General features: G+C 47.0%; 11 protein-coding genes and 2 pseudogenes. 9 read left to right on the forward strand and 4 right to left on the reverse strand.

Annotation, left to right across the window (positions count from 1 at the left end):
* Positions 1–365 precede the first annotated feature (365 nt).
* Positions 366–1,631 (forward strand): HlyD family secretion protein, encoded by a 1,266-nt coding sequence (locus HT085_RS10075; RefSeq protein ID WP_002220133.1) that lies wholly within the window; start codon positions 366–368, stop codon positions 1,629–1,631.
* A gap of 2 nt (positions 1,632–1,633) precedes the next feature.
* Complete coding sequence (locus HT085_RS10080; RefSeq protein WP_003700725.1) at positions 1,634–3,721, forward strand: peptidase domain-containing ABC transporter; 2,088 nt, start codon at positions 1,634–1,636, stop codon at positions 3,719–3,721.
* A gap of 81 nt (positions 3,722–3,802) precedes the next feature.
* Here HT085_RS10080 and HT085_RS10085 read toward each other — a convergent pair whose 3' ends face one another.
* The gene (locus tag HT085_RS10085; RefSeq protein ID WP_014575097.1) at positions 3,803–4,105 is read right to left on the reverse strand and encodes a hypothetical protein; all 303 of its coding nucleotides are present in this window, start codon (positions 4,103–4,105) and stop codon (positions 3,803–3,805) included.
* A gap of 66 nt (positions 4,106–4,171) precedes the next feature.
* On the opposite strand from HT085_RS10085, the pseudogene HT085_RS10090 reads away from it, so the two are divergent.
* Positions 4,172–4,843, forward strand: a pseudogene (locus HT085_RS10090) (IS1595 family transposase).
* Positions 4,844–5,001: 158 nt separating this feature from the next.
* Positions 5,002–5,553 carry a hypothetical protein gene (locus HT085_RS10100; protein WP_003690145.1) on the forward strand — a complete coding sequence of 184 codons (552 nt, stop codon included), beginning with the start codon at positions 5,002–5,004 and terminating at the stop codon, positions 5,551–5,553.
* A 264-nt stretch (positions 5,554–5,817) separates the two neighbouring features.
* Here the strand turns inward: HT085_RS10100 and HT085_RS10105 are convergent, their stop codons facing one another.
* Positions 5,818–6,408 (reverse strand): C39 family peptidase, encoded by a 591-nt coding sequence (locus tag HT085_RS10105; RefSeq protein ID WP_003690143.1) that lies wholly within the window; start codon positions 6,406–6,408, stop codon positions 5,818–5,820.
* 801 nt (positions 6,409–7,209) lie between these two features.
* A complete protein-coding gene (locus HT085_RS10110) occupies positions 7,210–8,052 on the reverse strand; it encodes a GNAT family N-acetyltransferase (protein WP_003690284.1) in 843 nt (280 codons plus the stop codon).
* 234 nt (positions 8,053–8,286) lie between these two features.
* On the opposite strand from HT085_RS10110, the gene pyrB reads away from it, so the two are divergent.
* The 3 genes and pseudogenes from pyrB (at position 8,287) to HT085_RS10125 (ending at position 10,402) form a co-directional block, all read left to right on the forward strand.
* Entirely contained in the window at positions 8,287–9,207 is a 921-nt protein-coding gene (pyrB, locus tag HT085_RS10115) for an aspartate carbamoyltransferase (RefSeq protein ID WP_003690137.1), read from the forward strand.
* Positions 9,208–9,216: 9 nt separating this feature from the next.
* Complete coding sequence (gene pyrI / locus HT085_RS10120; RefSeq protein WP_003690135.1) at positions 9,217–9,675, forward strand: aspartate carbamoyltransferase regulatory subunit; 459 nt, start codon at positions 9,217–9,219, stop codon at positions 9,673–9,675.
* 61 nt (positions 9,676–9,736) lie between these two features.
* Positions 9,737–10,402: pseudogene (locus HT085_RS10125) on the forward strand (hypothetical protein).
* A gap of 404 nt (positions 10,403–10,806) precedes the next feature.
* Here the strand turns inward: HT085_RS10125 and HT085_RS10130 are convergent.
* Positions 10,807–12,030: a LysM peptidoglycan-binding domain-containing protein gene (locus tag HT085_RS10130; RefSeq protein ID WP_025455749.1), complete on the reverse strand. Its 1,224-nt coding sequence runs from the start codon at positions 12,028–12,030 to the stop codon at positions 10,807–10,809.
* A gap of 411 nt (positions 12,031–12,441) precedes the next feature.
* Between HT085_RS10130 and def the strand changes: the two genes are divergently transcribed.
* Both def and fmt read left to right on the forward strand, forming a co-directional pair.
* Positions 12,442–12,945 carry a peptide deformylase gene (def, locus tag HT085_RS10140; protein ID WP_003690288.1) on the forward strand — a complete coding sequence of 168 codons (504 nt, stop codon included), beginning with the start codon at positions 12,442–12,444 and terminating at the stop codon, positions 12,943–12,945.
* A gap of 87 nt (positions 12,946–13,032) precedes the next feature.
* Entirely contained in the window at positions 13,033–13,959 is a 927-nt protein-coding gene (gene fmt, locus HT085_RS10145) for a methionyl-tRNA formyltransferase (RefSeq protein ID WP_003690130.1), read from the forward strand.
* The last annotated feature ends 4 nt before the right edge of the window (positions 13,960–13,963 follow it).

Here is a 13,963-nt window from a genome sequence, read left to right on the forward strand (position 1 = left end):
TAGGCTGGGTTGACGCAATGGGAGCTGGTATTTTCTCTGTTGCTGGCGGATACAATATCGGTCGTGGCATGATGAAGCCATAAGATAATTACATCATTAAGGAAAAGGTAATTTCAGTTACAGCAATATGTATTGAAGTTACCTTTTTCTATTTAGATTGAACAATTTTGAAAGAGAAAAATTGTGAATACTGAAACCATTTACGCCACTGTCTTTTGCATTTTAGCTGCAACCATTTCTGGATTATTGGTTAAATTTAATGTAATTAAAATAGAAACATCAATCAATAGCAAATTTATGTTATTAGGCATAAGTATTTAATTATTGGTGTTTTTCTATCCATTTTTTTTAAGAAATAATAATAAATGTCCCACTTATTCCGAAAAGAAGTCTTTGTAGCCCAACAAAATAAGTGGACAGGTCAGGTTATCTTGACCCGTCCATTCTCTTTTTTATTTCTGACTTTTTGCGCTTTTCTCATTGCTCTGTGTATCATTATCTTTTTGATTTTTGGTAGCTATACCAATAAAACAACCGTTGAAGGTCAATTACTTCCAACTATGGGGGTGGTTCGTGTTTACTCTTCCGATATCGGCACGATTACGCATAAATTTGTTGAAGATGGTAACTTTGTCAAAGCTGGCGAACCATTGTTCAAACTTTCCACATCGCGTTTTGGCGAAAAAGGAAACGTACAAGCCAAATTGGCAGCAGAAGCCAACCTTAAAAAAACTTTGGCATTACAAGAATTGGAACGTTTAAAGCGCATTCATCAAAATGAGCAAAAAAATGTTCATAACAACATTCATCGTTTAAACAATCAATTAGAGAATATTAAACAGCAAATTACAGGGCAAAATCGTCAAATTCGTTTAGCGGAAAAAACCCTTAACAAGAACAAGTTTTTAGCCAGTCAAGGCGCAGTATCCCAACAAGATAAGATGACCGCCGAAAGCCATTTATTGGAACAACGCTCACGTTTGGAGAGCCTAAAACGTGAACAAAATAATGCAATCAGGGAACTTGATGAACAGAAAATCACATTAAGCAGCCTGCCTGAACGCCATAAAACCGAATTGAGCCAACTCAACCGTGCGATTACGGAAATGAACCAAGAAATTTTGGATTTTGATTTGAAATCCGAACAAACCATACGAGCTAGTAAATCAGGTTATATTTCAACAATTAATGTTGATATAGGGCAACAAGTTGAACCGTCTAAATTGCTGTTAAGCATTGTCCCTGAACAAACTGAATTGGTCGCCAATCTTTACATACCCAGTAAAGCTGTTGGTTTTATTAAACCGAAAGATAAAGTTGTTTTACGTTACCAAGCGTACCCTTACCAAAAATTTGGACATGCCACAGGAGAAATTATTTCAGTTGCCAGAACTGCTCTCGGTAAACAAGAGCTATCAGGTTTAGGTATCATTTTCACTAACCCAACCTTATTAAATGAACCTGCCTATCTTGTGAAAGTTAAATTGGAAAAACAAACGATTAAAGCATACGGAGAAAACAAGCCGCTTCAAATTGGCATGATTTTAGAAGCAGATATTCTCCATGAACGAAAAAAATTGTACGAATGGGTACTTGACCCACTTTACAGCATTTCAGGAAAAATCAATTAAAAATGGATTATTTATCAAGACTGTCCTTTGGATTTAACAAAAAGCTACCTGTCATTCTGCAAACAGAAGTTGCTGAATGTGGTTTAGCATGCCTGACATCCATCTTGTCCTATTATGGCTTTCACACTGATTTAAGAACGTTACGCCAAAAATACACCCTGTCATTAAAGGGCGCAAATCTTGCAGACATCATGAGATTTGGCAATGAAATGAATTTAACGCCACGAGCTTTGCGTTTAGAGTTAGATGAGCTGTCAAATTTACAACTACCCTGCATTCTCCATTGGAACTTAAACCATTTTGTTGTACTTTGTTCCATTTCCAAAGACAGTATCGTCATTATGGACCCTGCTGTCGGTATGCGAAAAATCAAAATGGACGAAGTTTCACAAAAATTCACAGGGATTGCCCTAGAATTATTCCCCAATACCCATTTTGAAGAGAAAAAAGAAACAAAGAAAATCAAAATATTATCTCTATTAAGGGGGATTTCAGGCTTAAAACGCTCTTTAATTCAAATGCTTATATTAGCTATTTCTTTGGAAGTCTTTGCATTGGTTAGTCCATTCTTTATGCAATGGGTAATAGACCATATCATTGTAACTGCTGATAAAAATTTATTACTGACCCTTACTTTGGGATTTGGTTTACTGGCTATCCTGCAACAGTTAATTAGCCTGTTACAAGCATGGGTAGGTATGCACCTATCTACAACTCTTAATTTACAATGGAAAGCCAATATATTTAAAAGGTTACTTGACTTACCTAATGACTATTTCAGTAAACGACATTTAGGAGATGTGATTTCAAGATTTGGTTCAATAGATCATATCCAAGAAACACTAACTTCTACTTTTTTTGTTTTAGTTTTAAATAGCTTAATGGCTATTTTTACTTTCGTGTTAATGACAATTTACAGCACTCAATTATCGCTGATTGTTCTTTTAACACTTGTTTTGTACATACTAATTCGTTGGCTTGCATATTACCCATTAAGAAATGCAACAGAAGAAAATATTGTTCATGAAGCCAAACAAAACTCATATTTCATGGAAACCATTCGTGGTATCCAATCAGTTAAATTATTTGATAAACATTATCAAAGACATGGCACTTGGATGAGCCTATTTGTGAATACAGTCAATACCAAGCTGACAACAGATAAACTCTCTGCTTTATTTGAATTTTCAAATAAACTGTTGTTTAGCATGGAAAATATTATCATAATTTATCTTGGTGCAAGCGCAATTTTAGATGGTTCATTTACAGTCGGTGTTCTGATGGCTTTTTTGGCTTATAAAGGGCAATTTGAAAGCAGAACAGCTTCTCTCGTTGACCAATACATCCAAATCAAAATGTTAGGGCTTCATGCTGAACGTTTGGCTGACATTACTTTAAATGAAACAGAAACTGAAATTATTAAGTATAATCATATACCTAAATTAGATAATGAACAACTGGTTCTTAAAGTTGAAAACGTCTCATTCAGATATGCTGATAATGAGCCATATCTTTTTGAAAACATTAATTTGGAATTCAAAGATAATGAAGCAGTTGTTTTAACAGGACAATCTGGTCGGGGGAAGTCCACTTTGTTAAACATTTTAACAGGTAGCCTAAAACCTGAAACTGGTACAGTTAGTATTAATGGGCATGATATATATCAAGTTTCTCCATCCTTTATTAGGGGATTGAGCGGGATTGTTCGCCAAGATGATGTCCTTTTTGCAGGTTCTATTGGGGAAAATATTTCATTTTTTGATGAAAGCCCAAATATGGAGCTCATTGAACAATGTGCAAAAATGGCACAAATACATGACGATATACTTAAAATGCCAATGGGCTATGAGACCTTGATTGGCGATATGGGAAATATCTTATCAGGTGGACAAAAGCAGAGAGTTATCTTGGCTCGTGCATTGTATAAACGACCCAAAATTCTATTTTTAGACGAAGCAAGTAGCCATTTAGATGTAGAAAATGAACAAAAAATTAACCATAACCTAAAAAGTCTTGGTATTATGAAAATAATGGTTGCACACCGCCAAGAAACAATTCAATCGGCAGATAAAATTCTGAATTTAGGTTGAACAGAACAAGACTTCATTTTTCTTTAACAAAAAGTGAAGTCTTTTTTCAAATAATTTAATAGAATACATGAAAATAGCGGTTTAACGTTCCATTTCCCAATCATCACGACTGGCTTTGTGTTTTGGCGATTTTTCAGTTTCCTTTTTCTGTTGAATTTGTTGTTTTTTCTGCTCTTGTTCCCATTTTTGGGCTAATTTCACGGTCTCATTTTCAGCCCATTCCATCACGGCACAACGATGTAGCTTTTCTCCGATATCGCCATTAAAGCCAGCTCCACGAACTTCACCATAAATTCTTGAATATTTTTGATTATATTCAATTTCTTTTCCATTTTCTTTAAAGGATTTCTCCCACTTTTCACAAACTTCATCAAAATCTTTCAAAGGGATATTTTTTAAGGGGCTGTCCTAGATAACTAGGGAAATTCAAATTAAGTTAGAATTATCCCTATGAGAAAAAGTCGTCTAAGCCAGTATAAACAAAATAAACTCATTGAACTGTTTGTCGCAGGTGTAACTGCAAGAACGGCAGCAGAGTTAGTAGGCGTTAATAAAAATACCGCAGCCTATTATTTTCATCGTTTACGATTACTTATTTATCAAAACAGTCCGCATTTGGAAATGTTTGATGGCGAAGTAGAAGCAGATGAAAGTTATTTTGGCGGACAACGCAAAGGCAAACGCGGTCGCGGTGCTGCCGGTAAAGTCGCCGTATTCGGTCTTTTGAAGCGAAATGGTAAGGTTTATACGGTTACAGTACCGAATACTCAAACCGCTACTTTATTTCCTATTATCCGTGAACAAGTGAAACCTGACAGTATTGTTTATACGGATTGTTATCGTAGCTATGATGTATTAGATGTGAGCGAATTTAGCCATTTTAGCTTCGCTGAAACTTCGTTTTCGTATCAATCACAGCACACATTTTGCCGAACGACAAAACCATATTAATGGAATTGAGAACTTTTGGAATCAGGCAAAACGTCATTTACGCAAGTTTAACGGCATTCCCAAAGCGCATTTTGAGCTGTATTTAAAGGAGTGCGAATGGCGTTTTAACAACAGTGAGATAAAAGTTCTTGTTCCATTTTAAAACAATTAGTAAAATCGAGTTTATCCTAGTTATCTAGGACAGCCCCTTATTTTTTGTTCGGCGGCTTGCGTGGTCGGGTATAGTGGATTAAATTTAAATCAGGACAAGGCGACGAAGCCGCAGACAGTACAAATAGTACGGCAAGGCGAGGCAACGCCGTACTGGTTTAAATTTAATCCACTATAAAATGAAGGTTTTGAACGGTTGGTCAGATAGGAAGATGTGGCGGGTTTTGAGTGCTTTGCCGATAGGCGTGGTGTTTTTTGATTTGATCTACGGTTTTGTGTTGAATGTGTTGCAGGGGTTGGATTTGCAGCGTGCCGTGCCGGATTCGGAAGGCGTGTTGGCGGTTACGCCCGATATTGCGTTCAACAGTTTGCAGATTGTCGCCAACGGCGGTATGGCGGCGGTGGTCTGTTTCGGGTTGGCGGTTGTGTTTTTGCTCAACCGTTCGGTGCGGCGGCGGCAGGTCTTGGAAATCGGGGTGTTCCGGATGTTGGGGCTGGTGGCGGTATTGGCGTTCAGCGCGCCTTCGCTGTGGGAGTGGGCGAACGCGCTGCCGCTGCTGCTGAAGGGCGCGGACGTGGTCAATACGGGGAATGCGCGTTATGTGCTGACGGCTTTGTGTATGCCCTTTCCGGCGGTGTCGTGCATCATCGGGCTGGTAGGGCGGTTCAGGCTTCAGACGGCATCGGGCAGGGTGGCAAAGGCAGGGGGTGCGGTCAAGGCGGGCGGATAGGGCGCATTTTTCAGCGGGTGCGTCGAGAAGCAGCCGATGTGTTTGGCAGCCGCAGCTTGGGGGGGTGTAGTGCTAATGGCGGTTTCTTTGCTTTTATAGTGGATTAACAAAAACCAGTACGGCGTTGCCTCGCCTTAGCTCAAAGAGAACGATTCTCTAAGGTGCTGAAGCACCAAGTGAATCGGTTCCGTACTATTTGTACTGTCTGCGGCCCGCCGCCTTGTCCTGATTACTATATAAAATAAATGGGCAAAAATCGGTTTATTATCGTTTTTGCCGCATTTGGATTTGTTCTACCGTAAAACGTGTTTGACGAACGGGATTTTTATTAAAAAACATCTGATTTCTAACAAAATCAGTATTTTTTGGCACGATGGCTAAAATTTTTCCTTCCATTTCGCCATCACGTGTTTTCCATGCGCTCAAGAATTGTGATTTGCTCGTTGAGACGTGCCCCAGCGATGGATCAGCCAGCAAAACAGTTTCTCCGTTAATACCGTTCAATACCGAAAAATGGTTGTTTTTACGGTATTTTAAATACACAATTACAGGAATTTTTAGTTGTACCAACTGTTCAAATGGCAAAGCATAACCTTGTGCTTCAAAACCCAGTTCGGGCATTATGCGTTGCATATCATCAAAAGAAGCACGCATTTGGGTTTTATCCATTTTGTCTAAGATTTCCGCTTCAGAATAATGTCTGCCATAAAAATTATTCAGTAACGTGGCAATCGAAGCCGCGCCGCAAGAAAAATCCAAATCTTGTTTTACTATGCCGGAATCTCGCCGTGCTTTCCAACTCCGTACATGGATGTTTTGGTAAGAAGCGGGGGTCAACAAACATAGGCCAAGCAAAAACTATATTTGGGGCGAAACCAATCAAAGCCGCATAATTTATCAATTTATAAAGATTTTTTATCATAATATGTATACGCGGAATAAACGCATGAAACATAAAAAAATAAAATCATATGCAATTTTATTGCATGAATAAATATGAATAAAATAGATAATGATGGGAGTAAATACGCCATGTATTTTGGAAGTTTAAATTTATTAATAATAAAATAATTTATCGTAGCGCAAATAAATCCCAAAATTGGAACGATTAGAAAAAAAATTAATACACCCATAATCATGCAACCTATATTAATAAATAGCTAACTAATTCTATTACAGAAATTAGTTAGCTGATTAAAAGTGATTAACAATTATAGTGGATTAACAAAAATCAGGACAAGGCGACGAAGCCGCAGACAGTACAAATAGTACGAAACCGATTCACTTGGTGCTTCAGCACCTTAGGGAATCGTTCTCTTTGAGCTAAGGCGGGGCAACGCCGTACTGGTTTTTGTTAATCCACTATAAATAGCGAGCATCGATTCACGGTGCGCTTTAGTGCAAAGCGTACAACGCGAGCCTGAACCACCAGCCGCAATAGGAAAAGAAAGCCGATAGAGTGCAATGCTTGCCAACGCGCAAGCGAGCTTGCAAGAACGCTTGGCTCAACGAGAGCAGGCAAGACAGAAAGCAGGATAGGAGAGGCAACGCAAAGGTCTCGGGCTTTGATTTCGCCGTAAACCTGAGTGCCGCCTTGTCCGGACGGGGTGGTTCAGGCGGCGGGTGCCGACAGGGTGCAGATGAGGAGGAGTATTTTCATTTGGGGTCGCAACGGAAGTGGTAGGCGCAGATTTCAAAACCGTTTTTGAAATACAGGCGGTGCGCGTCGGTACGGTCGTGGTTGACGTGGACGTTAAGGTGGATTTTGGTAACCCCTGTTTCCGCGCTGATTTTGCGGACTTCTTCCAAAAGGCGCGAGGCGTAGCCTTTGCGGCGGCTTTGCGGCAGGGTAACGATGTCGTCGATGTGGATGTGGCGGCCGCCGGCGAGGGTGCAGGCTTCGCGGAAGCCGCAGACAGCGACGGCGTTGTGTTTGCCTTCTTCAAAAATGCCCAGCAGGCGGTAGCCTTGGGGGCGTTGGGTTTTGTTGATCTGTTCGGTAAAGCGGCCGATGTCGGTCAGGGCGGAACGCAAAACACTCAAGGCTGCAAAGGCGGTGGCGGTGTCGTCCGCGCCGATTTCGCGTAAAACGTAGGATGCGCCCGAGGCGGTCTGTTCCTGTGTTTTCTCGGCGGCGTGTTTTTCTTCGATTGCCTGTGCCAGCAGGACGCGTTCGTTGGCAGGGTCGTTTTGTCCGCCCTGTTCGCGTTCTTCGAGCAGGGCTTTGCAGTCGATGACGCGCAGGTCGTTGTCGGCGGCAAAGTCCATCAGGAAGCGGAACATCTGCGGATTGTCGGTTTCCAGTTTTTTATCGACGGCGACGCAGCGGATGTTGTCCACCAGCATGGGGCGCACCCATTTCGAATAGGAGAGGCGGTTGTCTTTGGTGAACGAGGACAGGATGCCGCACAGGCGTTCCGCCCAGTCGCCGGGGCGGAAAATCTTGCCGGAACTCGTTGTGCCGTGGATGACGACTTCGTAGGGGTTGCAGATTAACATGGCGGCTTCCTGAAAAGAAATGTCTGGCGCGATTATACCTTATGCTTATGCGGGCGTGTTTGGATATGCCGTCTGAAAAATACAGGATTCGTGCGGTAAAACTTTGTGGAGGCAAATGTGCGATAATACGCGCCGTGTCGCCGCTTTTGCGAAGCTGTTCCGCAAACATACGGGCGGCGTGGACGTATAACCGGATGCCCGCCTGACGCGGGTTTTTTACGGAAGGGGGGCAAAATGCCTAATCCGCTTTACAGACAGCACATCATCTCCATTTCGGATTTGTCGCGCGAACAGTTGGAATGCCTGCTTCAGACGGCATTGAAGCTGAAGGCGCATCCGCGCGGCGATTTGTTGGAAGGCAAACTCATCGGTTCGTGCTTTTTCGAGCCGTCCACGCGCACGAGGCTGTCGTTTGAAACGGCGGTGCAGCGTTTGGGCGGTAAGGTCATCGGCTTTTCGGACGGCGCGAATACCAGTGCCAAAAAAGGCGAAACGCTTGCCGATACCGCCCGTATCATTTCCGGCTACACCGACGCGATTGTCCAACGCCATCCCAAAGACGGCGCGGCGCGCGTGGCGGCGGAGTTTTCGCGCGTCCCCGTCATCAACGCCGGCGACGGCACGAACCAGCACCCCAGCCAAACCTTGTTGGACCTGGTAACGATTTATGAAACGCAGGGGCGTTTGGACAAGCTTAAAATCGCCATGGCGGGCGACTTGAAATACGGGCGCACCGTGCATTCGCTGTGTCAGGCGTTGAAACGCTGGGGCTGCGAATTTGCCTTCGTCTCGCCGCCCAGCCTCGCGATGCCCGACTACATTACCGAAGAGTTGGAAGAAGCCGACTGCCGATACCGCGCCCTCGGCAGTTTGGAAGAGGCGGCGGAATGGGCGGACATCCTGTATATGACCCGCGTCCAGCGCGAACGTTTCGACGAACAGGAATTTGCCAAAATCCAAGGCAAATTCAACCTCGAAGCGTCTATGCTCGCCCGCGCCAAACCGAACCTGCGCGTGCTGCACCCCCTGCCGCGCACGGACGAAATCCACCCCGATGTCGATGCCGCGCCGCACGCCTATTATTTCGAGCAGGCGACCAACGGCGTTTATGCGCGTATGGCGATATTGTCGCTGGTGTTGAACGAAGAAGTGTGAGGAACCGATATGGAAGCGCAAAAACTCAGTGTCGAAGCCATCGAAAAAGGCACGGTTATCGACCATATTCCCGCCGGCAGGGGGCTGACCATCCTGCGCCAGTTCAAACTTTTGCACTACGGCAACGCGGTAACCGTGGGCTTCAACCTGCCCAGCAAAACCCAGGGCAGCAAAGACATCATCAAAATCAAAGGCGTGTGCTTGGACGATAAAGCCGCCGACCGCCTCGCCCTGTTCGCCCCCGAAGCGGTGGTCAACACCATCGACAATTTCAAGGTCGTACAGAAGCGGCATTTGACCCTGCCCGACGAAATCGCCGAAGTGTTCCGCTGCCCGAATCCCAATTGCGCCGGCCACGGCGAGCCGGTCAAAAGCCGGTTTTATGTTAAGAAACACAACGGGCAGACGCGGCTGAAATGCCACTACTGCGAAAAAACCTACAACCGGGATTCGGTGGCGGAAGCCTGACGGATTCCCGAGCCCGGCGGCGGAATTTTGCCTGCCGCCTGTTTTGCCAATCTGAAATGGAATGATGATGCACGCTTCTGTCCAAAGTCGTTTCGCACCGATACTTTATGTTTTGATTTTCTTTGCCGGTTTTTTGACCGCGCAAATCTGGTTCAATCAGAAAGCCTATACTGAAGAGCTGCCTCCGCTTCTGTCCGCATTGTCCGCCGTCGCGCTGGTGTGGCTGGCGTGGGCGTTCGTGTCGGTGCGTTCAAAGGCTAAGGCAGAAAAGTTCTACCGCGAAAAAATGATACAGAACGAAAGCATACCCCCGTCCTGCACGCTTCTTTGCAACACTTGGAACACAAGCCGCAAATGCTCGCCCTGCTGGTCAAAAACCACGGCAAAGGCATGGCGGAACAGGTCAGGTTCAAGGCGGAAGTGCTGCCCGACGACGAAGACGCGCGCACGATTGCCGCCGAGTTGGCAAAAATGGATATGTTCGCATTGGGGACGGACGCGGTCGCCTCGGGCGAAACCTATGGGCGCGTGTTCGCCGATATTTTCGAGTTGTCGGCGGCTTTGGAAGGGCGCGCGTTCAAAGGGATACTGAAACTGACGGCGGAATATAAAAAACATCTTCGGCGATGCCTGCCGTTCGGAAACGGCGTTGGATTTGGGCGCGCTCAATCAGGCGTTGAGGGAAATCTCGAAAACGCCGGAAAAGCCTAAGCAGATATTTTATTGAAGGTGTCCCGATGTATGGGGAGCGCACGGGTGGCGCGGCGGCAAAGCGGCAAGATTGGGTTTGGATACCCGGTTGGTTTTATAGTAGATTAACAAAAATCAGGACAAGGCGGCGGGCCGCAGACAGTACAAATAGTACGGAATCGGTTCGCCCGGTGCTTGGGCACCTTAGGGAATCGTTCCCTTTGAGCCGGGGCGGGGCAACGCCGTACCGGTTTTTGTTAATTCGCTATATCTGTCTGCAAGGGAGACAGCCGCTGTGATTTCCGTTCGGGCGGAAACCGATTCCATCGGATAAAAGGCATTTTGTCCGACTAAATCAGGGTTTTGCATCAACGGGATATGAAAACACAGCCTAAATAAAAATGCCGTCTGAATGCTTCAGACGGCATTGTTGCCGAGGGGTTATTGGAAAGGGTCGGAATCGACGCGGGCGCGGCCCTGATCCGGCATATTGTCCAAATCCCGTCCCGGATTGGCGGCGGTGTCGCCTTCGGAAATATCGGAGATGTTTTCCAAAATAATGGCGTAAGCCAGTTTCGGCGCAGTGTGGTAAACCATTGCCAAGCCCACTTCTTCGGCAGGTGTCGAAATCAGCTCGACGGTATCCCTGCTTTTAGGTTCTTCGGTCAAATTGTTGGAGAGGTTGACCTGCATCGTTTTCTTGCGTTTGTAAAGGCTTAAAACTGCGCCTTTGTCCAAACCGTCGTCCCCGCCTTTGTCTATCGTAATGGTTTTGAACTGTCCGCCGACCCCCACGCCTTCAAACACGGAAACGATTTTTGCCTGAACCGGGCGGGACGGTTCGTGCGGCACCATATTGAAGCGGTCGGTGTCTTCCGGCATTTTCATCAGGTAGTCGCCCTGCTGTATTTCGGAAATGGCGGTTTCGACCACCAGCGGCTGTATCGAACGGGTGCGCACCGGGGTAATCAAAGGATGGGTGCGGGTGTAGTATTCGTTGTCTTTCAGCCGTTCTTCAGCCTGTTTCGAGCGTTGTTCGAGGGCGGAGTCGGTATAGTCGAGGGAGCGCACGATGCCGCTGAATGCGACTTCTTGTCCGAGGAATTTACCCGTATCCGGATCGGTGATGTTTTTATTGATTCGGTAGGTCAGATAACGGCCCGGCTCTTTCAGGCCTTTGGTGTAAACCCTGGCGCCTTTGGTGTACAGCAGCCTGCCTTCCGGGCCCGAGAGCAGGCGCGGCGCGGCAGCGGTTTCTTTGCGGGAAACGATTTGCGGGTGCCGTATAAAGATGCGGTAGAAGTTGGCATTGACGGCAGGGATGCCGTATCCGGACACTTCTTTATCCGGACTCATTTTGACGACGGGGATGCCGTCTGTCTGTTCCAAATCAAGGCGCGGTTCGCCGCCAACGTAGCGCAACACCAATACCTGGCCCGGATAAATCAGGTCGGGATTGTGGATTTGATCCCGGTTCGCGCCCCACAGGCTGCCCCATTGCCACGGGCTGTACAGGTATTTGCCGGAGATGTCCCACAGGGTGTCGCCCTGTTTGACCGTGTAGCGTTGCGGCGCATCCGGGCGCACCTCCAGATTTGCCGCCAAAGTTTGTGTTGAGAATGCCATGCCTGCCGCGCAGAGCAGGGTTATAATACGACGTTGCATAACTGTTCCCCTTATCTGATAAATTTCGGTTTGTCTTGCTTGATTGGGTTGGAAAAAGCGGCGGCAGCCCCTCGGGATGTGCCGCGTGATAACAAATGTTCCGCATTTTAACATCGAATTATCCGTACCATCACGGTAATTATGAAAAACAGGCGGCGTATCCGCCGAAGGAAAGAGAAAATTATGGCTTTACTGAATATAGAGCAGGGTTATAATACGACGTTGCATAACCGTTCCCCTTATCTGATAAATTTCGGTTTGTCTTGCTTGATTGGGTTGGAAAAAGCGGCGGCAGCCCCTCGGGATGTGCCGCGTGATAACAAATGTTCCGCATTTTAACATCGAATTATCCGTACCATCACGGTAATTATGAAAAACAGGCGGCGTATCCGCCGAAGGAAAGAGAAAATTATGGCTTTACTGAATATCTTGCAATATCCCGACGAGCGTCTGCACACGGTGGCAAAGCCTGTCGAACAAGTTGACGAGCGCATCCGGAAGCTGGTTGCCGATATGTTTGAAACGATGTACGAATCGCGCGGCATCGGGCTGGCGGCGACGCAGGTCGATGTGCACGAACGCGTGGTCGTGATGGATTTGACCGAAGACCGCAGCGAACCGCGCGTGTTCATCAACCCCGTCATCGTTGAAAAAGACGGCGAAACCACTTACGAAGAGGGCTGCCTGTCCGTACCGGGCATTTACGACGCCGTTACCCGCGCCGAACGCGTCAAGGTCGAGGCTTTGAACGAAAAAGGCGAAAAATTCACGCTGGAGGCGGACGGGCTGCTGGCGATTTGCGTGCAGCACGAGTTAGATCACTTGATGGGCATCGTGTTTGTCGAACGCCTTTCCCAACTCAAGCAGGGGCGGATTAAGACCAAACTGAAAAAACGTCAGAAACATACGATTTGATTCGCTTCGTCATGCCGTCTGAACGCTGCAAGGCTTTCAGACGGCACAGCCTTGTCCGACAACTTTACGCACACGCAGGAACACGCTATGAAAGTCATCTTTGCCGGCACGCCCGATTTTGCCGCCGCCGCCTTAAAAGCCGTTGCCGCCGCCGGTTTTGAAATCCCGCTGGTGCTGACCCAGCCCGACCGTCCGAAAGGGCGCGGTATGCAACTGACCGCCCCGCCTGTCAAACAAGCCGCGCTGGAACTCGGTTTGCGCGTGGCACAGCCCGAAAAACTGCGCAACAACGCCGAAGCCCTGCAAATGCTCAAAGAGGTCGAGGCGGACGTAATGGTGGTTGCCGCGTACGGCTTGATTCTGCCGCAGGACGTGTTGGATACGCCGAAACACGGCTGCCTCAATATCCATGCTTCGCTGCTGCCCCGTTGGCGCGGCGCGGCGCCGATTCAGCGCGCGATTGAGGCCGGCGATGCCGAAACCGGCGTGTGCATTATGCAGATGGACATCGGTTTGGACACCGGCGATGTGGTCAGCGAACACCGCTACGCCATCCAACCTACCGATACTGCCAACGAAGTCCACGACGCGCTGATGGAAATCGGTGCGGCGGCGGTTGTTGCCGATTTGCAACAGCTTCAAAGCAAAGGCCGTCTGAACGCGGTCAAACAGCCCGAAGAAGGCGTAACTTACGCCCAAAAACTAAGCAAAGAAGAAGCGCGTATCGATTGGAGCGAAAGCGCGGACATTATCGAACGCAAAATCCGCGCCTTCAACCCCGTGCCTGCCGCGTGGGTCGAATATCAGGGCAAGCCGATGAAAATCCGGCGTGCCGAAGTGGTGGCGCAACAAGGTACGGCAGGCGAAGTGTTGTCCTGTTCGGCGGACGGTTTGGTCGTTGCCTGCGGCGAAAGCGCGCTGAAGATTACCGAATTGCAGCCTGCCGGCGGCAGGCGTATGAATATTGCGGCGTTTGCGGCGGGACGGTCTATTGAAGCAGGGGCGAAGCTGTAAATCC

Origin of the sequence: Neisseria gonorrhoeae (genome assembly GCF_013030075.1) — a bacterium.
GTDB lineage: Bacteria > Pseudomonadota > Gammaproteobacteria > Burkholderiales > Neisseriaceae > Neisseria > Neisseria gonorrhoeae.

Bases quoted from the DNA above. Each gene is read 5' to 3' on its own strand.
- HT085_RS10075 (WP_002220133.1), top strand. From the start codon at position 366: ATGTCCCACTTATTCCGAAAAGAAGTCTTTGTAGCCCAACAAAATAAG.
- HT085_RS10080 (WP_003700725.1), top strand. From the start codon at position 1,634: ATGGATTATTTATCAAGACTGTCCTTTGGATTTAACAAAAAGCTACCT.
- HT085_RS10100 (WP_003690145.1), top strand. From the start codon at position 5,002: ATGAAGGTTTTGAACGGTTGGTCAGATAGGAAGATGTGGCGGGTTTTG.
- HT085_RS10110 (WP_003690284.1), bottom strand. From the start codon at position 8,052: ATGTTAATCTGCAACCCCTACGAAGTCGTCATCCACGGCACAACGAGT.
- pyrB (WP_003690137.1), top strand. From the start codon at position 8,287: ATGCCTAATCCGCTTTACAGACAGCACATCATCTCCATTTCGGATTTG.
- pyrI (WP_003690135.1), top strand. From the start codon at position 9,217: ATGGAAGCGCAAAAACTCAGTGTCGAAGCCATCGAAAAAGGCACGGTT.
- HT085_RS10130 (WP_025455749.1), bottom strand. From the start codon at position 12,030: ATGCAACGTCGTATTATAACCCTGCTCTGCGCGGCAGGCATGGCATTC.
- def (WP_003690288.1), top strand. From the start codon at position 12,442: ATGGCTTTACTGAATATCTTGCAATATCCCGACGAGCGTCTGCACACG.
- fmt (WP_003690130.1), top strand. From the start codon at position 13,033: ATGAAAGTCATCTTTGCCGGCACGCCCGATTTTGCCGCCGCCGCCTTA.